This is a genomic window from Polyangiaceae bacterium (assembly GCA_020633205.1).
Taxonomy (GTDB): Bacteria; Myxococcota_A; Polyangia; order Polyangiales; family Polyangiaceae; genus JAHBVY01.
This window is the reverse complement of record JACKEB010000016.1, coordinates 203,335-225,848: the sequence shown is the minus strand read 5'-3', so window position 1 is coordinate 225,848 and position 22,514 is coordinate 203,335. Positions and strand designations below refer to the sequence as shown.

15 protein-coding genes are annotated in these 22,514 nt (G+C 65.0%); 6 read left to right on the top strand and 9 right to left on the bottom strand.

Annotation, left to right across the window (positions count from 1 at the left end; all coding sequences use genetic code 11):
• The first annotated feature begins 94 nt into the window (after window positions 1-94).
• The gene (locus tag H6718_25600; protein ID MCB9588812.1) at window positions 95-973 is read left to right on the top strand and encodes a hypothetical protein; all 879 of its coding nucleotides are present in this window, start codon (window positions 95-97) and stop codon (window positions 971-973) included.
• 19 nt (window positions 974-992) lie between these two features.
• Here the strand turns inward: H6718_25600 and H6718_25595 are convergent, their stop codons facing one another.
• From H6718_25595 to H6718_25580, 4 genes are all read right to left on the bottom strand, one after another.
• Entirely contained in the window at window positions 993-1,694 is a 702-nt protein-coding gene (locus H6718_25595; GenBank protein MCB9588811.1) for a TetR/AcrR family transcriptional regulator, read from the bottom strand.
• 143 nt (window positions 1,695-1,837) lie between these two features.
• Window positions 1,838-2,347, bottom strand: a complete 510-nt coding sequence (locus H6718_25590; GenBank protein ID MCB9588810.1) for a dual specificity protein phosphatase family protein — start codon at window positions 2,345-2,347, stop codon at window positions 1,838-1,840.
• A gap of 61 nt (window positions 2,348-2,408) precedes the next feature.
• A complete protein-coding gene (locus H6718_25585; GenBank protein ID MCB9588809.1) occupies window positions 2,409-2,750 on the bottom strand; it encodes a hypothetical protein in 342 nt (113 codons plus the stop codon).
• A gap of 80 nt (window positions 2,751-2,830) precedes the next feature.
• Window positions 2,831-4,402: a VanW family protein gene (locus H6718_25580; protein ID MCB9588808.1), complete on the bottom strand. Its 1,572-nt coding sequence runs from the start codon at window positions 4,400-4,402 to the stop codon at window positions 2,831-2,833.
• A gap of 174 nt (window positions 4,403-4,576) precedes the next feature.
• On the opposite strand from H6718_25580, the gene uvrC reads away from it, so the two are divergent.
• The 3 genes from uvrC to H6718_25565 all read left to right on the top strand — a co-directional run bounded on the left by uvrC (window position 4,577) and on the right by H6718_25565 (window position 10,326).
• On the top strand, window positions 4,577-6,673 hold the full coding sequence (gene uvrC, locus H6718_25575) for an excinuclease ABC subunit UvrC (protein MCB9588807.1): 2,097 nt from the start codon (window positions 4,577-4,579) through the stop codon (window positions 6,671-6,673).
• 452 nt (window positions 6,674-7,125) lie between these two features.
• Window positions 7,126-9,510 (top strand): hypothetical protein, encoded by a 2,385-nt coding sequence (locus H6718_25570; GenBank protein MCB9588806.1) that lies wholly within the window; start codon window positions 7,126-7,128, stop codon window positions 9,508-9,510.
• A gap of 117 nt (window positions 9,511-9,627) precedes the next feature.
• Window positions 9,628-10,326, top strand: a complete 699-nt coding sequence (locus H6718_25565) for a response regulator transcription factor (GenBank protein MCB9588805.1) — start codon at window positions 9,628-9,630, stop codon at window positions 10,324-10,326.
• Between the two features lie 87 nt (window positions 10,327-10,413).
• Here H6718_25565 and H6718_25560 read toward each other — a convergent pair whose 3' ends face one another.
• Window positions 10,414-11,235 (bottom strand): M23 family metallopeptidase, encoded by an 822-nt coding sequence (locus H6718_25560; protein MCB9588804.1) that lies wholly within the window; start codon window positions 11,233-11,235, stop codon window positions 10,414-10,416.
• A gap of 126 nt (window positions 11,236-11,361) precedes the next feature.
• Between H6718_25560 and H6718_25555 the strand changes: the two genes are divergently transcribed.
• The gene (locus tag H6718_25555) at window positions 11,362-12,180 is read left to right on the top strand and encodes a class I SAM-dependent methyltransferase (GenBank protein MCB9588803.1); all 819 of its coding nucleotides are present in this window, start codon (window positions 11,362-11,364) and stop codon (window positions 12,178-12,180) included.
• Window positions 12,181-12,202: 22 nt separating this feature from the next.
• Here the strand turns inward: H6718_25555 and H6718_25550 are convergent, their stop codons facing one another.
• The 3 genes from H6718_25550 to H6718_25540 form a co-directional block, all read right to left on the bottom strand.
• Window positions 12,203-17,107 (bottom strand): translocation/assembly module TamB domain-containing protein, encoded by a 4,905-nt coding sequence (locus H6718_25550; protein MCB9588802.1) that lies wholly within the window; start codon window positions 17,105-17,107, stop codon window positions 12,203-12,205.
• The gene (locus H6718_25545; protein MCB9588801.1) at window positions 17,107-19,263 is read right to left on the bottom strand and encodes a BamA/TamA family outer membrane protein; all 2,157 of its coding nucleotides are present in this window, start codon (window positions 19,261-19,263) and stop codon (window positions 17,107-17,109) included. Before H6718_25545 ends, H6718_25550 begins: the two co-directional genes overlap by 1 nt.
• Window positions 19,264-19,494: 231 nt before the next feature.
• The gene (locus H6718_25540; protein MCB9588800.1) at window positions 19,495-20,184 is read right to left on the bottom strand and encodes a hypothetical protein; all 690 of its coding nucleotides are present in this window, start codon (window positions 20,182-20,184) and stop codon (window positions 19,495-19,497) included.
• A gap of 284 nt (window positions 20,185-20,468) precedes the next feature.
• Between H6718_25540 and H6718_25535 the strand changes: the two genes are divergently transcribed.
• Window positions 20,469-21,176, top strand: a complete 708-nt coding sequence (locus tag H6718_25535; GenBank protein MCB9588799.1) for a metallophosphoesterase — start codon at window positions 20,469-20,471, stop codon at window positions 21,174-21,176.
• On the opposite strand, the gene H6718_25530 is transcribed toward H6718_25535, so the two are convergent.
• The gene (locus H6718_25530) at window positions 21,161-22,462 is read right to left on the bottom strand and encodes a hypothetical protein (GenBank protein MCB9588798.1); all 1,302 of its coding nucleotides are present in this window, start codon (window positions 22,460-22,462) and stop codon (window positions 21,161-21,163) included. The two genes, H6718_25535 and H6718_25530, sit on opposite strands and share 16 nt — an antisense overlap.
• Window positions 22,463-22,514: the final 52 nt, after the last annotated feature.

The window sequence follows — 22,514 nt, the reverse complement described above, 5'->3', positions numbered from 1 at the left end:
ACTACGCGAGAGCGATTGCGGAATCGAACTCGCGGCAAAACCCGCGGCTTTCTGGCGCGAGAGCGCTGTTGACGCCGTGATAAGCTGCCGCGGAATGAACACTCGAGACTTGCTTGGTGCTGTCTGTGTTGCCGCGTGCGCTTTGGGCTGCTCCTCCACCTCGATCAATGAGGCCTCCAGCGGAAGCACCGGTGGTCAGGCCGGCACTGGTGGTGCGGGCGCAGGGGGCACTGGCGCGAGCGGCGGTAGCGGAGGCTCCGCTGGCAACGGCGGCGTGGGGGGGACTGGCGCGGCTGGGGGAAGCGGCGCGGCTGGAACTGGCGCGGTTGGTGGAACTGGCGGTGCCGCGGGCGCCGGTGCCACGGGCGGTCTTGCGGGCACGGGTGGTGCCAGCCTGTCGCTCAAGGACCTGCGCGCGTTGCCCGACGGTTCTGTGGACGCGACCGTAACTGGCGTCTACGTCACCTACGTGCGCTCCAACAGCTACCTTGTACAGGCGGTGCAGCCGGGGCCGGCAATCATGGTCTTCGAGGGCAAGGTGCCGACCGTTGTGCGGGGCAACAAGCTCGACCTCTGGGTGAAGGAACTCGGTAGCTTCAACGGCCAAAAGCAGGTCACCAGCCACGAGATCTTGACCAACGATGGCGGGAACTTCGACGTCGTGACGAATCTCGCTCAGACCATCTCTGCTGGCGCAGGCACGGCACTGAGCGAGGACTTCGAGAGCGAACTGGTGGCGATCAACAACGCGACGGTGGACACCGTCGGCTCAGCGGGCGGGACGGAGTACCGCGTTCTGTACGGAACCGCTCCCATCGCCGCACCGCTCTTCCTCACCCAGGATCCCGGACTCTGCGCGGGCGCCACCTTCGACTTCGTCGGTCCCGTATTCGACTGGACGACGGGGCATCAGATGCTCAGCGACCACGTGGCGGACTTCTCGAATATTGACACCTCCGGCTGCTCGAACTGAATCCCGGAGGAAACGAGGGTCAAGCGCCTGCGGCGGCCTTGGCGGCTTCGACCTCCTTGAGGCCGAGGCGTAGGAGCAGCAGAAACAGCTGGTAGGCTTCGTCCGCCTTGGCGTCTTCCCCTTCGAGGTACTCCGCGACGGATAGGCCGTTCAACACGGCGATGATCAGCGAGCTGATGGGGACGAGCTGGCCGCCCAAAGCGCCAGGATCCCCCAGCACGTCGGCCATGCCTTCCTGGACCAGCTTGCGGCTGTCCTGGTGGAGCGCAGCGGCACGGCGCTTGAGCTCTTCGTCACGCCGGGCGGATGCCCAGACCTCGATGTTGAGCCACAGGGTCGTGCGGTTCTCCTTCAGTGCGCCCCAGAGCGAGTTCAAGGCGCTCGTTGCGCGTCGAGCGGGGCTGTCGTCTTTGGGGGCTTGGTTCAGCGCCGCACGCACGCCATCGAGGTGGCGATGGTAGGTGTAGCTCTGCACTTCATGGATCAGCGCTGCCTTACTCGCGAAGTAGTAGTGGACGATGCTCTTGCGTAGCCCCAGCTCCTTGCCGATCTCTGCCAAGGTCGTGGCGGTGAAGCCTTTCCGCGCGAAACACTTCGCGGCCGCCGCTAGGATCGAGGCGACGCGGGGGTTGTCCCAGTCCACTGCTCGAGGTGCCGACTCGTTGGTTTCGGGCTGCTCGCTGACGCTGCCCGGCGTACTCGACTCATCTGAAGCTGACATGTTCCCCTTGGATTGATTCGCGCCGGACGGCACCGCATGTGGAAAGCGGGAAGCGCTACTGCATGCCGTCGGCCCCACGTTCGGCCGTGTGGTTTTCACTCAGGGGCGCTGGACTCGTCAAGGGCCAGCCCCTGATTCGATCACTATCTCGCGGGCTTCCGACCGTATAGCCGCTCCAAGACGCGTCTGAATTCAGCCGCGGGTTCGATCAAGCTCATCGGGTCGTGAGTGCGCCTTCCGGCGGCCTTGGCCTTCGCGTTTGCGACCGCGACGAACGCTTGAGTCGGCGCGAGACCTTCGCTGCACAGCAGGGCGGCGACGACGCTGACGCTCCGGCTCATACCGGCCGCGCAGTGGATCAGTACGTTCCCCGCCGCGATGCGCCGCCGCGCGAAGCGCTCGGCGATGCGCAGTGCCGCCTCGAACTCCTGCTCTCCGTTGCCTCCATCAGCGATGGGAAGCTCGAGCCACTCGGTCTCCTCCGCTTCGGGTCCGGGGATCGTATCCTCGGGGAATAGCGGCATGGGACACAGGGAAACGACTCCTGCGAATGGCGCCAGCTCCCCGGAGGGAAGCGGCCGGCGCACGCCAGCGAGGGCAGCTACGCCGGACGCGTAGTCGCCGAGGTAGAGGCGATCACGAATGGGCCACATGAATTAGACCCAGCAACTCGAGGCGGGAACCTGAGCGGTGGCCAGCTCGCAAGCGGCGCACCTACTTCTTGGCAGGGGCCTTGGCGTCCGCTTTGGGGTCGCTCTTTGGCGCCTTCGCGTCGGCCTTGCCAGGCTTGGCGTCCTTCGCGTCGGCCTTGTCGTCGTCGTCCTCGTCGCCGTCGTCCGCGTCGTCCTTGTCGCCGTCGTCAGCTGGCTTCGCTGCGTCAGCGGGCCCGTCCGACTCCTCCTCGTCCTCTTCGATTGTTTCGTCGTCGAGGTCGTTGGTCTCGGGCATCGGCGCGTACACCGGCTCGATGTTGGGGACGCTCGCGACCGCGCCTCCACCGCAGGCGATGGCCAAGGGGGAGCAAAGCAGCACGAAGAGCAAAGACGAACGCGTCATGGCCTGGAGGCTAACCAAAAGCGCCCCACTTTGCAGCCATTCTTTGGCTTGCCAGCGCGTGGCTTCGGCCGCTCGGAGGGCTACTCCTCTGCTTTGCCGCTGTGGTGCTCGTAGATGGGCATCCCGGCCTCTTTGGTCCAGCCCGGCTCGCCGTACTTGCCCTTCTCCCGATTCTCCCGGAACTCGACTTGCTTCGGGTCCTTTTCGTCGGTGCTCTTGGTGATCACCAGGAGCTCGTCCGCGAGGTACTCCCCGTGGGGGTCGTCGTTTGCCTTCTCTTTGCCGTCGCTCGAGCTGCCCACGCGAATGATCTGCTGCGTGGGTGGGTAGGTTTCGTCCCAGCGCTCGCGGATCGCGTGGGGGCCGTCCCGCGTGACTCGGTAGCGGCGCAGCCTGAATCCTGGGACTCCGCGCTGGGCCAACACACGCACTCCGCTCTTCAGCGCGGGATCTGGGCGTTCGATCTCGTCGTAGGGGATGGTGGTGAGGACGCGGCGAATCAGGGTCACTGTCTTCGCTGGGACCGGTCCGAGAATTTCCGCGCGGACTTTGCCTCCGCGCACGGTCTCATGCAGCACGATGGGGAAGCTCTGGTTGTTCTTCAGGCGGAAGTTGATGGTCGGGTACACCACCGTCGCGTCCATTCCCATCTTGATGTACGAGCTCGGGCGCGTGTGGGGGTAGCGTTCCGCCACCTCCAGCCCGGCAAAGAACGCAGCGCCGTGGAGCGTCCCCGAGATTTGGCAGGTACCGCCACCGATCCCGTCGACCAGCTCGCCCTGGGCGATGACGGCGGCCACTTTGTAGCCGGCGGCTTCGTCCCGCGGCCCCACGACGTCGTTGAAGTCGAAGACCTCGCCAGGCATCAACACGTGTCCGTCAAGCCGCGAAGCCGCTAGGCGCAGATTGAAGGTGCGTTCTCGCGCGCGCTGGGAACGGTCGTAGGGCGTTTCAAAGGCGCCCAGCACGTGATCGAATGAAACGCCTTCGAGTTCTTTGCTCACGCGACGCGGGCGCTGCTCTTCGAACACCACTTGAGCGCGATCTTCGCCATGCAGGAGCGCCGTGCGGAAAGAAGCGAGGGTCAAATCGACGTCGAGCTGCCGTCCCATCACCTCGGGAACCATCACGCGCTTCTCCAGATCCAGACGCGCGTCGACAGGCAGCCGGTCGAGCTCACCCTTGAGGGAGAGCAGGGTAGGCAGCGCCGAGTCGGTGTCGATGACGATGGGCACCGGGAGGTCGATGCGCTGGCTCTTGTCCCCGTTGCGCCAAACTCGGCGCATGGGGCTCGTGGGGTCCTGGGCGTCCCGCACCAGCTCGGAGAGCCGCACCTTGTCGATCTCGACTCCCAGGCGTCCGGGCTGGATCCGTTTTGGATCCTCGCCTGCGATCTCCAGCGCGAAGCGTCGTGTGACGTAGGTTCGCACTCGCTCCACGGCCCGCGACGTCGCCTGGTCGTCGAGGGGGAGTGGCTTGCCAAGTAGCCACACCTCGGGTGCCTGCTCCTTCACGTCGTCTGGCTTTGGGCCTTTGGGGGTGAGTAGGAGCCCAATAGCCAGCCCGGCGATCAGGGCGATTCCAAGGCTGAGCGCTGTCTTCACTGCGGCTCGGGGGATGTCGCGACCGGCGATGCGCATGAGCCCGCGCATCTTGAAAACGGGTCTGCGATCCGTCAAGCAAGCAGCGCTGATCAGCGGACCAACGGGCGTGCTAAGAACCAGCCGCAAGAACCCTGCTTTGGCCACAGCCGGGGCGGGGAGAGGCGGCGATCAGGCGCCGCCAACGAGCCAGAAGACATCGTAGTGCCGCGCCAGCCGGTAGACATGGACGACCAAGCCGCAGAGCAAGAATCGACCGCAGAGTCCGCTTCCGAGCGCTGGCCCACGCTGGTTCAGGAGAAGCTCGACGCCCTGCCTGCGCGCCCCGGCTGCTACGTCTTCCGCGACAAGAAGGGCAAGCCGCTCTACGTCGGCAAGGCGAAGAGCCTGCGTTCGCGCGTGCGAAGCTACTTTCAAGAGGGCAGCAGCGATGTGCGCGCCTTCATCCCGTTGCTGTTGAAGAGCGTCGCGGATCTCGAGACCTTCGTCACTTCCACCGAGAAGGAAGCCGCGATCCTCGAGAACAGCTTGATCAAGGAGCGTCAGCCGCGCTTCAACGTCAAGCTGAGGGACGACAAGGAGTACCTCACGCTGCGCCTGGATCTGCGTGGAGAAAACCAGGGAGGTCAGCGCTGGCCCCGCCTCGAGCTGGTGCGCCGTCCAAACGATGACGGCGCGCGCTACTTCGGTCCTTTCCATTCGGCCACGGCGGCACGCCGCACCTTGCACCTGGTGGAGAAGCACTTTCAGCTGCGGACGTGCAGCGACAGTGAGCTCGCCTCGCGGAAACGACCGTGTCTGCAGTATCAGATCAAGCGCTGTCCGGCGCCTTGCGTCTACGCGATCGACGAGGATCACTACTCGCAGCAGGTGCGATCCGTGGCGCTCTTCCTCGAGGATCGGCACGACGAGCTGTCCGAAGAACTGGAGTCGCGGATGTACGACGCGAGCCACGCGATGCAGTTCGAGCTCGCCGCCACCTACCGCGACCAACTCCGCGCGGTCAGCGTCGTGCGCCAGCAACAGCGCGTTGTGGTGGTTACCGATCGCGACCAGGACGTGATGGGGCTCTACCGTGAAGGCGACCTGGTGGAGCTCGCGGTGTTGTACATTCGCAAAGGGCGCGTCGTGGAGGCAGCAACCTTCTCCTACCCACGCCTCGAGCTGCCCGACGACGAGCTGGTGGCCGCCTTCCTGCGGGATCACTACGCGGAAGACGGGCCGGCGAACGCTTGGATCCCCGATGAAGTCTTGGTGCCTGTGCTGCCCGACGCGGCCGAAGGCGTCGCGGAGTGGCTCTCGGAGCGCCGCGCCGTCGTGCTCGAGGCGCAAGGTCAACGTGCGCGACGCTGCCAGGTGCTCGCGCCTGCTCGGGGACCTCGCCGCCAGCTGCTGGAGCTGGCCATGGACAACGCGCGTCATGCCTTCACCGAGAAGAAGCGGGCAGGGGAGGACATGGATGAGCGCCTCGGCCGCATCCAACAACGCCTTCGGCTCCCCGCTTTACCGCGCAGAATCGAGTGCTGCGACATCTCACACTTGGGCGGCCGGGATACCGTTGGCTCCATCGTCGCGCTGAAGGACGGAAAGCCGGACAAGGCACGCTATCGCTCGTTTCAAGTCCGGCTCGCATCGGAGGGTGACGACTACGGCGCGATGTATGAAGTGCTGAGTCGGCGATTTCTGCGAGGAAAAAAGGCCGCCGAGCAGGAAGCAAAGGATGAAGCCGCCACGGACACCTTGGGAAGCCGGGAGGCGGAGTGGGATCTGCCGGACCTGTTCGTGGTGGATGGTGGCAAGGGACAGCTCGGCGTGGCTCTCACTGCCGCCCAGGACCTGGGGCTGTTCAACCTGCCCATCGTGGGTCTCGCGAAGGAGCGAGAGCGCCCGGGAGAGGAGAAGGTGGTCGACCGCGTCTACCTCCCAGGTCAGAAGAACCCGGTCGCGCTCAAGCCCAACAGCCCGGAGCTCTACATGCTCGCCCACGCTCGAGATGAAGCGCACCGCTTCGCGAACCGGGGGCGTAAGCAGTTAGGTAAGAAGCGGCGACTCGGGTCGCAGCTCGATGACGTGCCGGGGGTAGGTCCGGTGCTGCGCAAGGCGCTGCTCGCGGCGTTTGGCTCAGTCGCTCGCATCCGACGAGCAAGTGACGAGCAGGTGCTGGCTGTGCGCGGAGTCGGCAAGAAACAGCTGGCTGCATTGCGGGATGTGTTGGGGCGTGAGGAAGAGCCGGCCCAGACAGAGGTCGAGGTGGGCGAAGCGGACCGAGCGCTGGATCCAGGGCTAGAGCCTGCCAACTCGGTTGACGCTGCTGACAACTAAGTTGGCACCTGGCAGGCGGCTGTTCCTAAGCGCCGTGCCCTCTCCCCCAAAAAAAGAAGTCGGCAAGCGCCTTGGGCAGTGTGTGCAAGGAGGCGCAAAAGGCCTCGAATCCCAGCGCGCGCGGGTTTGGGGGGGAGGTCCGCTGATCCAGGCGACTTACGGCGACTAACATGGCACGTGGGGTGCACAACTCCCCGCGCACCCTTAACCGGAGAGTGGCTGGGTCCATCAACACGGGTGGAGGCGTCGGGGAAGCCCTCGGCAAATCCGCGCGGTCGTCTGCTAAGAGCGGAATCAGACACCTGGGGCTGAGCACGTAGCTCGCCTCCTCGGCAGTCGTTGACAGCAATGGTCTCGAACACTTAGGCTGCCTCGCCAATGTTGGATCCGGCTGTGTTTTCGCAGCGTCAGGATCCGGTGGAGTAGCCAGATCAGCAGGAGCCAAGAGGTTCATGAGTACGCTTCCCAACGTCGAAAACACTGCTTCCAGTCCCCGCCGCCGTCGCCCCTTTGGGCGGTTCCTGCGCATGGGGCTGGGTGGGTTGGCCCTGATCGGCCTCGGTAGCGCGAGCACCGCAGGCTGTCTCGATCGCCCGGTGAGCCCCCTCAACCCGAACACGTCGAACCTCTTCGTCGACCAGATCACGCAGACCGCGGTCGATAAGATCGACCTGCTGTTCATGATCGACAACTCAGCGTCGATGGCTGACAAGCAGGCGGTGTTGCGGGACGCCGTCCCTGACCTGGTGAACCGCCTCGTCAATCCGTTCTGCGTGGACGGCGCGGGTGCGCTGGCGCCAACTCAGCCTACGGCTCCCGATGCCGACTGCCCGAGCGGCTTCGAGCGTGAGTTCCGCCCCATCAAGGACTTCCACCTCGGCGTCATCAGCTCGAGCTTGGGTGACGCGGGTGCCGGCTCCGTTTCCGGTTGCGCCGCCAACACGCCGCCTGAGGATGACCAAGGTCACCTCATGGGTACCCAGCGCCCCGGCCTTGCCGGTGACAACGGCTTCCTCAGCTGGGGTGGCGTCGGCGACTCGGGTCAGCTGATCAACGACTTCCAGGCCCACGTGTCGGCCACTGGCGAGTCTGGCTGTGGTTACGAGGCCTCGCTCGAGTCCTGGTACCGCTTCCTCGTGGATCCGGATCCGCCGGCGAGCCTGCAGCGTCAGCCTTGCAACGCGAGTGACACCGGCAACGCCTGCGTCGGCAAGGTGGGTACAGACGATGCCTTGATCGCTCAGCGTGCGGAGTTCCTGCGCCCCGACTCGCTGCTCGCGGTCATCATGCTGACGGACGAGAACGATTGCTCGATTCAGCAAGGCGGCCAGTTCTGGTTTGCGGCTGACGTCGATGCATTCGGCTACCGCCCGACCGCCACGTGTGAGACGGACCCGAACTCCAACTGCTGCTACTCGTGCGCTCAGGGCCAGCGAGACGGCTGTCCGGCAAAGGCTGACGAGTGCAAGGGACCACCTCTCGGCGGCGACAGCCCGAACCTCCGCTGCTGGGATCAGAAGCGTCGCTCGGGTATCGACTTCCTCTACCCCGTCGATCGCTACGTCGAGGGTCTGAGCAAGATCCAGGTCACCGTGGGCTACAACGGTTGCGATCCGGTCAAGAAGGACAACCCGATCTACAAGGACCTGAAGAGCGAAGGTCGCCCGACCCGCGACGCGTCGCTGGTCTTCTTCGCCGGTATCGTCGGCGTACCCTGGCAGGATCTCGAAGCCACCCAGGAGACTTGCAATGATGACCCCGAGGCGTGCCCCAACGCGGACGGCTCGCTCAAGTACCTGACGGCACCACAGCTCAGGTCTCTCAACCGCTGGGAGGCCATTCTTGGCACCCCCGTCGCGGGTGGCGATAGCGGCTGTGAAGCAGAGGACGTGAAGGTTCGCCACCAGTTCAAGAACCCGACCGACCCCTTCATGCAGGAGACGGCGTTCGCGCGCAGCGGCACCAACCCCTTCGTCAACGAGTCGCTACCCGGCGCCAACGGCCTGAACGGCAACGACTACGACACCTCGAACGCCAGCGGCGAAGCGACCGACCTCCAGTACGCCTGCATCTTCGACCTCACAGAGAACCCGTGTGACAGCGGCGCCTGCGACTGCGAGAGCCAGCGCGACATCGACGTGAACAAGCCGCTCTGCACGGGAGTGGGTCAGCAGAACAAGGCAAAGGGCTACCCCGGCACGCGCCTCTTGAGCGCGCTTGAGGGCTACGGAGACAACTCGATCATCGCCTCCATCTGCCCGAAGACGCTCGCCAACGGCGCGGCGGACTACGGCTACCGTCCTGCGGTGACGGCGATCATCGACCGCCTGAAGGAAGCGCTCAACGAGAAGTGCCTGCCGCGTAAGCTGCAGCCCGACTCCGAGAACCCGGATCCGAACCTGGCGGCGCAGGTGCCCTGCAAGATCATCGAGTCTGTTCCGCCGGAGCAGAAGGAGAACCTGAACTGCGCTCGCGCCGGTCGCGCTGACGCCGACGACGCCGTCATCAAGGCGGTGAAGGCGGAGCTGACGCGCACCGGAGTCTGCGGTGGTGACACGGGTCGCACCTGCGACGACTACCTGTACTGCGAGATCCTCCAGCTGACGGGCAACGACCTGAACCTCTGCCTCAACGAGGTGGCGCCCGCCGTCACCGGTTGGTGCTACGTCGACGAGGCGCAGGGCAACCCGGACTTGATCGCTCGCTGCCCCGCGTCGCAGCGTCAGGTGCTGCGCTTCTTCGGCGACCAAGCCGAGACGCCCGCACGCGGCGCGACGACCTTCATCGCGTGTAAGGGTGCCTCCTTGGAGGACACCACGGTCACCGCGCTGAAGTGAGTCAGGCCTAGGAAAGCAAAGGGCGGTGCGCTTCGGCGCGCCGCCTTTTTTGCGTTCGCGACGCCGCGATCGTCGCGCTCACACCACGGCGGACGGCGCGAGCGATCAGTGTTAAGCGTGCGAGCGGTGGGTGCTGGCAGACGCAAGATCCTGATCATCGAGGACGAGCCGCACATCGTGCTGGGCCTCGAGGATGCCCTGCGCTTCGAGGGCTTCGATGTCGTGAGTCGCAGCAACGGGCGCGGCGGTGTGGACGCCGCCAAGAGCGAGCGTCCCGACTGCATCCTGCTCGACTTGATGCTGCCGGACATGAACGGCTACCAGGTGTGTGAGACGATTCGCCGGAGCGATCCCGCGGTGCCGATTGTGATGCTCACGGCGCGTTCTCAAGAAGCGGACAAGATCCGTGGGCTGGACTCCGGCGCCGACGACTACGTCACGAAGCCCTTCAGCGTGGGTGAGCTCGTAGCGCGCATCCGGGCGCTGTTCCGCCGCTTGAACCGCCCGTCGGAGCTCCTGAGCTTCAAGATCGGCGAGACGACGGTGCATGTCGCGGCTCACCTGCTCGAGAAGGACGGAGCGTCGGAGAAGCTCAGCTTCTACGAGGTGGAGTTGCTGAAGTTGCTGTACGAGCGTCAGGGCCAGCCCGTGAAGCGCGAGGAGATTCTGGAGCGGATTTGGGGTGTCGAAGCGAACCCAACCAATCGCAGCATCGACAACTTCGTGGTCAAGCTGCGCAAGAAGCTCGAAGCGACGCCGAATCAGCCCGAGCATATCCTCACGGTATACGGCTACGGCTACAAGCTCGTCCCGTAGCCTCCAGCGCGGGATAACCGAGCGCTTGGTTTTGGGGGTGAGGGTACGCTGGCTTCGGCTTCTGGGATGCGCGTCGAGGCGCGTCGACTACTCAGCCAGCGGGAGCACATTGCGCGGATCGCACACCACGCTGTTCGAACTCTTGGCGATGGCGGAGCCCACCAGTTGAGAGATGTCCACCTTCGGCCGCACCCGGCGGATCTCCAGGTGCAGGTGCACATCGCCGGCGCTACCGGAGTCGCCGACGAAGCCGAGCAGCGAACCTTCGCGCACGTTGTCACCGGCTTTGAGCCCCGGAGCTGGACCGGCGAGGTGACCGTAAATCACCACGTACTCTCGCAGCTGACCGCCCTCGCGCAGCGCATGGCGCGTGACCACCGAGTTGCCGAATAGCTCGCCAACGAAGACTACGTCGGCGTCTCCAACCTGGTGTTCGAGGTTCACGAGACGCACCTCGGTGTTGCGACGCTGGGCCAGATCGATGCCGCCATGGCCTACCGCCTTGAGGTTCGAGCCGCGGCGTTGGTCTGCGTCGTGTAGGTGAAGATCGTAGCCACTCACCACCAGCGACTGGCTCTTCAGCGGAGGCACCGGATAGCGGTACTTGCGATAGTCAGCTGGGCGGTCGGGGCGCCTTGGGATCTGGTCGTAGACGACCCAGTTCCCCAGCTTGTCGCGATGCCGATTCTGTTCGGCGCCGAGGGGCTCGAGCCCGGGGTCGTCACGGGTGGGGACCGGGATGCAGACGGCGTTGTCCGGCAGCGTGCCTCGGGGGCATTGGCTCTGGAGCGCTTCCGGAGAGCCTGGGAGGGCCATCGCCGCCGCTTGCGCGCTCTGCCGTGGGACCAAGCCTCCAAATGCCGTCAAGGCGGCTGCCGCTATGGCTGTCCACACTGCTGCCGGAGTCATCTGCCAGTCCGGTATAGCCCGTGAACCGTGTGGATGCTTCCCGTGCGGCGCTGGAGTCGCAAAAGGTCGCATTGGGGCCCGACAGTCCATTGATTCAGATGCCGAGGGTTGATACCTGACCCCGAAGTGGCCGGTACCCTCACGCTCAGCCCTGCAGACGCGGCGGTCATCGAGACCTTCGTCGTGCCGCGCTATCTGGGACTCTTCGCGGATCTCGCGCAAGAGATGATGCTGGCGGGAGGCCCGGTGCGCATGGCGCACATCGGCTGTCGCACCGGCTACCCGGATCGTGAGTTGGTCGAGAAGCTCCCGGGGAGCGTGATCGTCGGCATCGACGCCAACGAACCAGCCATCGAGCTCGCGCGCAACAAGGCAGCCACGGTGACCGAGGCGACGCTGGACTACCGCATCGCGACGACGTTCCCCACGGAACTAAACGACGCCGAGTTCTCCCATAGCCTGCTGCTCCATCCGACGGCGACCGCGCATCAACGCCAGTTGCTGTTCAGCGAGCTGTCCCGGGTGCTGTACTCCGGGGGTCAGGCGCTGGTCGCGCTACCTCTCCGCGGCTCTTTCATCGAGGTCGATGATCTGTTCCGAGAGTATGCGTTGAAGAGCGATCAGGGGGACTTCGGCAAGCGCGTCGAAGGTGCTGGTGACGCGCGTCCGAGCCTCGAGTCCCTGGAGGAAGAGCTCGAAGCCGTGGGCCTGTATGACGTGGACATCGAGGTCCGACAGACACACCTCGGCTTCGATAGCGGTCGCGCCTTCGCCGAAGATCCGGTGACGCGGCTGATGTTGGTGCCTGAGTTCGAAGCGACCCTCGGTTTGGATCAGCTCTCGGCGCCGCTCCGCTATGTTTACGATGCCATCGACAAGTACTGGTCTGAGGGCAAGTTCGAGCTGACGCTCAACATCGGTTGCGCCAGCGCGCGCAAGCCTTGAGCCGCGCAGCGGGAGGGCGAGCTCAGTAGCGGTACTGCCAAATCAGGTCGAGCGCCGTGCCGGTGTTGCCGATCTGAGTGCGCAGCGACCAGTTGGGCAAGAAGCGGTAGTCGACGGTTCCGGTGAAACCTTCCTTCACGGTGTCGTCAATTCCGCTGTTGTCGGCTGCTTGATAGGTGCCTTCGAAGTAGACCTTGCTGCTCGCCCGATAGGCTGCGGTGTAGGAGGGGGCAGCCTTGGAGGTGGCGTCGGCGCGCAGCTCGACGCCGCCGAGGGGCGTATCCGCGAGGAGTTCGTTCAGGCCGATGGCGGCTACGCCGCCACCGATGTTCACCGCCGCAGAGCCGGTGCCGCCGCCCGCGTTGTCCGCGCCGGCGCTGGTCTGCTGGGTGTCTTCACCCGTGGTGCTCACGCCGCCTAGCATCAGCGCGATGATTTCGGGTTCGGGTCGCGGTGGGTCGCTGCGCAGGCTGAGCTCGGCGTGCTTCAACGTACCGGCCACGTCGACGTAGATGGTGGTGTTGTCCGCCGCGCGCCAGGAGGCGGTGGCGTTCAGGTGTGGATCCGTGGGATCTCCCGTATCGAAGCTGATCAAGCCGCGTTCGATCACGAAGGCTTTGCCGAGCGCCGGAATGCGTCCGCCGGGCACTAGCTCGATGAAGCCTTCGAGGGAGGGCTTGGCCTCGAGTCGCAGCGTGGGTTCGCCGCGCACGTAGACCTCCATGTCACTGCGGGTTACCCGCACTTCGCGACCGAGCTTGATGGGTACGAGCCAGAGCGTGGGCTTCTCGTCGCTCTTGCGCTTCGGTTCACGCAGCAGCTGGGCGACTTGGATGTCGGGGTTGTCGTCGATATCGTAGACCGACCGCGACGACGAACGCGGCAGGCGGGCCTCCAGCCGTGGGATATCCAGCTCGAGGCGCATGCCCTCGGGGATCTTCTCCATGCGGAAAGTGGCATAGCCCGTGCCCGTACCCTGGTTCACGCCTTCGAGCAGCAGCGGGACGGAGTCCATGCGCAGCCAGCCTGCGCCCCGGGTGAGCTCCAGGCCGCTCATGTAGAAGCGGGAAGTGCCCTCGACGTTGTCGACGTCGGAGCGCACCTTGGCCTTCAAGCCTGAGAGCTCGATGGAGGTCCCGACCCCGTCGCTCTTGGCGTCCACGGAGAAGCGCACGTCTTCGAGCTCGAGCCCCAGGGTCGTGATTTGAAGCACGCCATCGTGAACGTTTGCGGAGCCATCGATGGTTCCGGTCCAGCCAGGACCTTCAGCGTCTGGACCCTGTTCTTGGCGCCGTAGGATGGCGTGGAACTTCCCATCCACGCGGCCGCTCACCTGCGTGAACATGCGATCCAGGAACGGCTGCAACACGACCGCGTCGTAGTTCGATGCGCTCAGGTCGACGCGCACGCTCGCGCGTTGGTCCAGCGCCGGGAATAGCTCGACCCACTCGAGCCCCGTGCGCACGCTCGCTTCGAGGTTGCCCGCGGCGTCGCTCAGCTTGAGTGTGGCGTCCGCACGTTCATTATCCGAGCGGAAACTAATGGAGCCTTGCCCCAGGCGCACTCGATCCAGCACCGGGTCCTTGACGCGTACGCTGGCGACCACGAGGGCCTTGCCCTTCGCCCGCTGGGCGCTCAAGCTCCCGGTCAGCTTCGCTTGGATGAAGTTGTCCGAGAAGGGCGGGAAAGCTTCGATCGGTAGATCTTCGAGCTTCAGCGTGGCGCCGACTTGCCACCAGTCTTCGGAGACCGAGCGTCCCGCCTTGATGTCTGCCCAGCTCGCGTTGCCGGAGCTCTTCCCGAGCGCGACTCGTCGACCCTTGACCTTGACCTCGGCGGAACCATCGAAGTCGCCTGTCTTGGCGACGTAGTGCGCGCGTACGACGCCGTCGAGGGGCTGCGCGAGGCGGCTGCTCTCCGGCTTGATGCGGGAAGCGAACACCGCTGCCTCGACCTCCGGTTCCGCAACGCTTCCGCGAAAGCGCACGTCCGCGGCGACGCTGCCTTCGAAGCCTTCTACGCGCACCTGCTCGGGCAGCTGTCCTAGGCCGCGGTCCGGTACGGCAAGGCGCGCATCGATTGGAGCGTTTGCGAGCATGGACAGCGCCTGCTTTGCGTTCGAGCGAATGAGGCGCTCGAAGTCGAGACCGACACCGCCGCTGAGCACGGCGAGCTCTTCCGTGCGGTAATATACACCGACCGACGCGCGGGTCTCGCCCGAGTCTCCGTTCGCCTTTCCGCTCGTGGCGACGTCGATCTCTTTGACGCTGTAGTCTGTGCGCTGCTTGTCCTTGCCCTGGGTGTGAAAGTCCACTTCCAGGCCCTGAGTGCCTGCCATGAACGTCACGTCCGGGAGCTTTTCCGGGTCGCTGCGTGTCGCGTGCAAGTTCACCGCGGCTTTGCCGCGTACTGCGTCCACACCCTGGTTCTTCAACGCGATCTCGAGGCCACCCAGGTTCAGCTGATCGGCGTTCACGTACAGGTTGCCGACCGCGCGCTGCCAGGCGCTGGCAGACATCGGGTCACCGTCAATGCTGCCCTTCCAGGTCCCCCGCACTCCGCCCCAATCGGCGACGATCACCTGTGCTCCGCCTTCGACCCGCGCATCGTTGAAATCCGAGCGCACCATCAGATCGATGCCCTGGATGCCCATCAGGCTGCCATGGCCCAAGGCCACGGAGACGTAGCCCGCGGATGCATCTTCCTTCAGATGCACGTTCGCGTCGACGTTCAGGGTGCCTTCGAGCGTATCCCTGGGGAGACCGATCGCGCGGGAGAAGGTGGAGAGGTTGACGCCACTGCCTCTTAGGTTGGCGCGGAGCTCCTTGCCCGCGAGCGTCGCAGAACCTTCGAGCTTTCCTCCAGCGCCGGTGACTACGAGGTTCTTGAGGTCGACGCGCTTGCCGAGGATGTCGAGGCTCGTCGCATGGCCGGTGACGCGCGTGTCGTCTCGCTCGATGCTGACCTTCAGCTTGCTGAGGGTCGTGCGCTTGTTGCCGCGCAGGGGAGGCGTGAGCTGCGCCTCTGCGACCACCTTGGGGCGGAACTCGCCGGAGAAGCTGGCCTTGAGCTTCGGCTTCAGGAGCAGACCAGTTGCGCGACCGGAGAACTTCTCGAAGAACAGCCCCGCAGAGCGAAAGCCGCCTCCGCTGACGGTGGAGGACACCGTCAGCGCTTCGGGTTTGTTCAGGGGGCCGCTCACGGTGCCGTTGAGCTTCGCGGTTCCTACCTGTACCGCGGAAACGCTCAGGTGGTCGCCGGTTGCCGAGACGGCTGCGTTGATGCGACCGTCTGCGATGGTGCCTTTCGCGCTGACATCAAGGTAGCCACGCACGTACGGCCGCAGCCGAGGGGAGTCCGTGAGGGCGAAGCGACGCGCGTGGACATCCAGGTCGATGCGACCCGCTGGCGAGATCTCGAAATCAGCGCGGATTGGCACGCCTGGCTCGTGGATGTTCGTCTTGCCTCGAAAGCCCTTGCTGTCGAAGGTGCCGTTCCAGTCGGCGACTGGGATGTCGATGTCAGCGATGCGCGTGGCCTTGGTCGAGCCGTTCACGTCGACCACCACCTCACCCTTGCGGTTCCAGATCTCCAACGTGGTCGACGCGTCGATCTTGGTCGCTGGGGCGTCTGGCCAGACCGCGCGCAAATCGACTTGCTTCGCCTTCACGTCGAGGTTGGCGCCGAGTTCGCCCCCGATGCGCACAGGCCCCGTCGCCTCGATGGTCGCGTCCCCGATGCTGAAGTTCGCTTTGGTCTGGAGCTTGGGTAGCTTCCCGCTTGCCGTGATCCGCGCGGTGACTGACTGGTAGAGCGGCCAGTCGGCGAACAGCGCGCGTACGGGCTCGGGTTCAGCGCGGGGTAACTCGATGCGTGTCTCGAGCTCGCCCCCGTGCGCCTTGATGAAGGCGCCGATCTGTACGTCGCCGAGCTGCCCGTTGAAGTTGCTCCACACGGCGCCCGGAGAGCGGATGTGGAAGTCCCCCGTACCAACGGCGTCAGCGCCGAGCAGGCCACGCAGCGTGGCGCCGAAGCGCTGCACGTCGATAGCCAGGCCTTTGGGCGTGGCGAGCAGGGAACCCCGGGCACTCGACAGCGAAACCTCGGCAGTCGGCAGGTCACCGATCTTCCCGCGCACGTAGCTCTGCCCGAGCTCGATGGTTGGGATCCACACCCGGATGTAGCGTGGCGCCGAAGTGCTGGGCGCTTTCGGCGTGTCGCTCGGGCGGACGTTCATGGCGTTGACCAGGCTGGGCGTGCCATCCGCATCCGGGATGATTTGCCAGGTGGTCCGTTCCGCGCGGATATGGTTCAAGACGAGCGTCGTCTTCGAGCCGCCGAATACGCCGTCCCAACCGAGGTCGACCAAGTTCGCTCGGATGCGGACTCCGCTCAGCGTGACGACCTCGCGTCCACTGGTGTCGATGAGCCGTAGCGTGTCGATCTCCAAGCGTTGAGGCGAGACGTGACGTAGGCCCTCCACGCGCAGCTGCCCTTGCATCGAAGCCGCGTAGCTCTTCTCGATGGTCTCGGCGACGACACGGCGCGATGCCGGCAAATCGACGTGCAGGAAGAAACCAGCGCCCGTGGCGGCGGTGAAGACCACGCTGGTGACGAGTCCGGTCCCAAGCCCAGTTAGCCACTTGCGGAGCCGCATCCGCCGCAGCGCCTTGGCCGGCTTGTTGTTGGATGGAGCAGGGCGCTCCGAACGTCGCTTGGCGGGCGGGCGCGAGGAGGGTTTGCGTTTCCGCGGAGCAACGGGCCTGGGGTCAGGCGGCGCCGTGAGCGTTTCATCCAGCTCTTCGGGGGCCGCGTGGCCGTTGCCCCGCGGCGCTTTTCGGCCTTGCACCTCGCCGGTTGCTCCTGGCGGCGTGCTGGCGAGCTCGGCCTCGCCGCCGGGCTCGGGAGTCTTTCCGCTCTGCGCCATCAGAACGCCTCGCCGAGCCCGAGGTGAATGGCGATTGGCAGCCCCAGGATGGTCCCCGGGTTGCCCTCTTCGGGGCGCGGATTCTCGGCGCCGATTTCTTGTGCGAAGGGCAGGCGATAGCCCACATCCGCGCGGATCGGCCCAACCGGAGTCTGGTAGCGCAAGCCAGGCCCCGCGGAGAGGTGCGGGAAGTCGAAGCGGATCGAGGCGACGTCCGTGGTGACGTCGGAGCCGTCTAGGAACAGCGCGCCGGCGAAGTCCCCTGCGATGTCGAAGCGCACCTCGAGAGACGCCTCCCACAGCGTCAGGCCGCCGAGGGGACGCTTGCGCGTGCAGCGGGTGGGGAGCGGATCCGACATGCAGTCAGTTTCGTTTGGGATCAGGAAGCCCAGTACGCCGTGGGGGCCAACCCCTCGATAAGGGTAGCCGCGATTGGAACTCGGTCCACCGGAGAAGAACCCGCGAAACAGCAGGATTTGCTGGTCGCGGATCGCTGCGGGATCATTGACGTCTGTGGTGATCCGCGACTCGTAGTTGGATGGAAAGAGGAACCCGAGGGTGGTGCGTGTGGCGAGAACGACGCGCCGAGAGAGGGCCTTGTAGAGGTTGAGCTCGGGCCGCACCCGTACGTCGGACGCATCGCCGCCAAAGACGTGCCCGGCCACCTGCACGGTGCTGCGGAACACCGCGCCGTTGTGAGGCGCCAGCGCGTTGTCCCTGAAGTCGACGATGAACAGCAGCTCGGGGAATGACACCACCACGGAGTCCACGCCGTCGCGCAGCTGCTTGCTGTTGTAGGAGAAGGGGAAGCTCGTTTGGATGTTGTACGAGGGCTTGACCAAGAAATGCTGGCGCCAGAAGGCGCGCTCGAGCGCTGCGCTCCCACGCACCTCGTTGAAGCCAACGATGTTTGATTGCTGATCATCGGTCTCGCCCTCGTAGAGCAGCGGATATCGCAGGAACTCGGCACTCAAGATGCCGCGTGTCCTGCCTTCGATAAACGACGGCTGGCTCAGCTCCGCCCGCACGGTCAGCTCGAAGAGCAGGCGCGTGGGGCCCTGAATGGGCGATTCGCTGCTGGGGACGCGCGTCGGGAAGTAGACGACGCCTGGCTGAGCATCGATGGAGAAGCGGCGTAGTCCTCCGAGGAAGTTCCGATGCTCCCAGCCGGTTCGCAGATGATTCGACAGGCGTAGCGAGTCGAAGATCATGCCGCCGCCGAGCCGCAGCGTCCGCAGCTGCGTCGGCTGCACGACGATCGTGATGGGCACCCGACGGGTCTCGGGGTGCGTGGTGTCCTGGCGAACGTTCACCGTGGCGAACACGCCAAGTGCGATCAGCGCGTCTTGCGCGGCCTCGAGATCGGCGTGGGAGTAGCGCTCCCCTTGCTTGATGGAGATGGTGTTGCGTAGCTTGTCTTCAGGCAGGTCCCCGTTGCCCTGAATGCTGATTGTCCCGTAAATCGCCAAGGGACCGGGCTTGACCACGAAGATGGCGTTGGCTTCGTGCTTCGCGATATCGACCTGAGCCTTGCCGTCGACCTCGACAAAGGCGTAGCCGCGATCTGCTAGCGCCTTACCCAGGCCCTTCTTGGTGGCTTCGAAGGTGGCTTCGTCGAAGCGCTCGTTCTGCTTGAGCTGAACGGCCTTGAGGGCTTCGACGCTGATGTCGACAGGGATGTCCTCCAGGCCCTTGATTTGAATGTTCTTGAAGATGACTGGGTCGCCCTCTTCAACGCGTATTTCCACGCGGACATGACGCTCGTCGGTAGGGATCACTCGCGCGGCGCTGACCTTCGCCTCGTAGTAGCCACGGGCGCGGTAGTAGCGTTCAATCCGCTTCAGATCGCGGGCCAGAACGTCCTTGTCGTAGACCTCGTAGTCAAAGACGACGCCCTGCCAAATTCCCAGAAAGCGCGGGCTCTCCGCGGTCGCGAGGCCGTCCAGCACATCGTCGGCGTCGACCACCTGGGCGTTTTGCAGCTCCACGGCGTCCACCACGTCGCGCCCGGCGGGGTACGACTTGGCGCATCCCAGGGTCACACACACCCAGCCGAGCACCCACACAGCGCGCAGCCAGCTACGCCACACGTGGCGCAGCCTCGCGCTAACCAGCGGAGCTTGCTGGTGGGTGGCTGCGACGAGGGAGCGGAGCATCGGCGACGAAGCGTAGTACGGGGCACCGCATCGGCGACGCGAAAGGCAAACGCTTTCGCGCGGTTTCGACCGACAAAACGCCGGACGGGAGCCGGTTTCGGCTCCCGTCGTCTCGAATCGAGGCGCATCGAGGCGCTGAGTTGGTTCGCGGGTGGACGACCAGCGCGCCTCACCCCCGAAAAAACGAGCGGCTGATTACTTCTTCATGCCAGCTTACTTCTTCATGCCAGCTTACTTCTTCATGCCAGGCAGCGTGCCGGGCTCAGCGGGCTTCTCGATGTACTCGAACTTGTCCATCGTCAGCACGCCCATGATCGGGTCCGCTTCGGTGCCCGTGGTGTGACGGGTGTACGTGGTGCCGTAGTTGCCAGTCACCTTGACCTTCGCGCCGGCGGCGACGATGGGATTCGGGATCGTGACCTGGAAGCGCACGTCCTTGTACTCCTCCGCGTCGTCCTTCTTGTACTGCTCGATGGCGTCGTAGATGTTCGCGAAGTTCGACGCCCAGCCCATGACCTTGATCGAGTCCTTCTCGGTCGCGTCCTTGGTGTCACCAATCCAGAAAGCGGGAACCGGCGGCTTGCAGTCGTCGGGGTCGCCCTTGCCGGTCTTGTGAACCGCGCACTCGGGAGCGTCGCCCAGGTTCGTCTTGGTGATGTAGCCCTCGATGGTGATGGGCTTGTCCGAGACGTCGGAGTTGTGAACGCGGCTGCGCAGCGAGTAGCTCGCGCCCCAGATCGTGTACGCATCGCCGTTCTTCACCGGCTTCTGCGGGACGTTGGGCACCGCGGGTAGAGAAGCCGTGACGCCGCTCGGCGCGCCTCGGGGCTCGTAGGGCTTGTCGTCACCACCGCACCCCGTGAGGGCCGATGCCGCCAACAGGGCGGTGAGCGTGACGAGCCATGATGCACCACGGGGGATCACGGAGAAGCGAGGAGCGATGAGAGAAGCGGCGCTACGCATCTGGTTCAGTACCTTCCTGTCAGTCCCTGAGCTCTCTTGTTGTGAGCACGGCACGGCTATCATGCTGCCCCCTTCCGCTGCAAGAACGCGCTCTTGCGAGGTTCACCCCTCACAGCGTTTCGCCCTGGCGGGCGAGAAAGGTGTACGACATAGAGAGCCGACACACTGAGTGCAGGTCGTACCGCGGAACCTTTCGGGAATCACCGGGGATTGAATCAAAGTTTCATTGGATTTCAGCACACATGGAAGCTCGCACCGTCATCGTAGGTGATGTCCACGGCTGCTCCGAGGAGCTCGCAGCCCTCCGAGAGCAGGTGGGCGCTGCGCCCGGCACACGCTGGGTGTTCGTAGGCGACCTGGTGGCTCGTGGGCCGGACACCCTTGGCGTGCTCCGTCAAGTCCGCGAGCTGGGGGCGCGAGCCGTGCTCGGGAACCACGAAGACCGGCTGCTCAAGGTGCGGGATGCACGGGCGCGGGGCAAGAAGCCCCCCCATCTCGGGCCGAGCCATGCGGACGTCTACCAACGCATGTCGGCCGCCGACTGGGAAGTGCTCGACGCGATGACGCCGTACCTGGAGTTGCCAGAGCACGGTGTGCTGGTGGTCCACGCGGGCATCGACCCGCGGCTGGAACTGACCGAACAACGCCTGGACGTGCTGACCCGCATGCGCAGCTGGGAGGGAGGGCCCGCAAAGCGACAGCCCAGCGACCGTTTCCGGGAGGAATCTTGGGCGGCTAGCTACAGCGGGGACCGCCACGTGGTGTTTGGACACAACGCACGCCTCGGTCTGCAACTCCACCCTCACGCGACGGGGCTCGACTCCGCGTGTGTGTATGGTGGTCGACTCAGTGCGCTGGTGCTCGAGCCTCACGAGCGGCCGCGAACGGTGAGCGAACGCGCCTCGCAGATCGTCTCGGTTCCTGCGCTTGCTAGCTATTTCGCGGTCTGATCGAAGGCAGGCAGTGCGCGCTTCAAGCCGCGCATCGCGTGACAGCCATCGCCGATCAGGTCGAGGTAGGTCTGCACGCGCTCGCTCTTGATCGCGTCGAGCTGCTTGTAGGCGCTGTCCTGCTCGAGGCCGTCGAAGACGCGCTTGAGATCCCAGGCCAAGGCTCGTAGCGCTGCGTCGAGGCGCTTACCTTCATTGGTCGTGGGGTCGTACAGCTCGAGCTCCCGAGCGAGCCCCAGGGTCTCAGCGCTGTGCCCGAAGAACTTCAACTCCTGGACCAACAACAGGCGAGCAGCCGGGGTGCCCTGGGTTTGCGCGTCGAGGGCGTTGTAAGTGGAGCGCTCCAAGGCAATGCGCTTGAGCAAACGATCGAGCTCCGGGGCGACGCCTTGCGGCTCGGCCTTGACGCTCGCCTCCAGGCTCAGCGCGGCCTGCATGAAATGCAAACCGCCGCAGTGGTGCCCGTAGATTTGCGTCTTGTTGCGCTTGGCTTCGAAGAGCGGTGTCCCGTTCGCAAATGCGCGTTCCGGTGCCCCGCGGTAATCCGCGATGAGCTGGGTCTGCTTACTGAGCTGCTCCCAAACGACCGGCGCGAGTCGCGTCGCTCGGTTCTTCCCCTTCGCGGTTCGGGTCAATAGGTCGAGCAGCCATGGCGAGTCGATCCACTCTGGCTCAGTCGTCGGATCCTTCGCGTCTCTGAGGGCCTGATCGATCAGCGTCTGCAGGCTGATTTTACGGCCAGTCTGCGTGGTCAGCTCACGGCTGGGGCTCACACCAACCTGAAGCAACACGTCCACGATCAGGTGTGGGTGGGGCTCCGACGGTGCAGCCGGGCTTCCGGGAGGAAATTGCCACGTGGGCTTCCCGCTTGCCCCAGTGTCCAGAACCAGAAGTTTAGCGATGGCGTCCACCGCGTCTTGCCCATCGGAGGCCTTGAAGTCTTTGCCAAAGGCGATCAAACCATGGGCCATCGCCCAGGGACTCCCGGCGTCGCTTGCGCCCTTCCGCACCCGATCACCGATCGCATCATGCAGCGCCTGAACGTCGCTCGCTTTGAGTTCCTGAGCTTGGGGGGGAGGTGCGCTGGTAGTCCCTGTGGCGGCGCTCGTGGTCGCGCTGCTCGGCGGCGAGGCACTGGGAGTGGCGCCGTTCGACTGACTCGCGGTCGCCGAGCTGCTTGGACCGTACAGAGTGCCTTCGTGTTCGTGGTGCTTGACCTCCAGGTAGACCCCAGCGGCCGCGGCCCCGACCAGGATGTAGAGCACTCCCTTGCTGCGTTGGTTCACGGTGATAGTCGATTCGAAGCGACGCCACGCAATCCGCGCGGCCTGTGGCATA